Below are 577 nucleotides of genomic sequence, written 5' to 3' on the forward strand. Positions count from 1 at the left end.
ATTTAGTGTAGTCACGATCTGGCATATTTGCAATGCGATGTTGCTCATACCAATCTCTAATCTTGCATTCAAGATCAGTGTTGGCCTCCTCTAGAGAACGCACTTTGTTCAGGTATGCAGCCAGACGGTCATTAAGATTCTGCATGGTTTCCTTTTCACCTCCTGCAAGCAGGCCTTCTCCACCACAAACAAAGCCACCAGCTCCACCAAAGAATGCGCTTCCTCCAAAGCCACTAAAGTCTCCTCCACCAAAGCCGCTAGCTGTACCGACACCTAAATTACTTCCATAGCCTCCTGAACCGCAAGCCCCTCCAGAACTCCCAAGAAAAGAGCAAATGCCTGTACCATAACCACCACCAAAGCCGCTAGCTGTACCGACACCTAAATTACTTCCATAGCCTCCTGAACCGCAAGCCCCTCCAGAACTCCCAAGAAAAGAGCAAATGCCTGTACCATAACCACCACCACCACCAACAGATATTCCTGAAGATCCTGAGCTCTTTTGAAAAGACATGTTAGAAGAAAGGTAGCTGTGCAAGTCCTCCTCTTAATGCAGCAATAGAGAAATGCAAAAAAA

1 pseudogene is annotated in these 577 nt (G+C 47.0%); it reads right to left on the minus strand.

The window, feature by feature from the left end:
• A pseudogene (locus tag EUU22_RS04330) lies at window positions 1–538 on the minus strand (keratin); the annotation flags it as partial.
• Window positions 539–577: the final 39 nt, after the last annotated feature.

The sequence above is a fragment of the Ciceribacter ferrooxidans genome, from assembly GCF_004137355.1.
GTDB classification, from domain to species: Bacteria; Pseudomonadota; Alphaproteobacteria; order Rhizobiales; family Rhizobiaceae; genus Allorhizobium; species Allorhizobium ferrooxidans.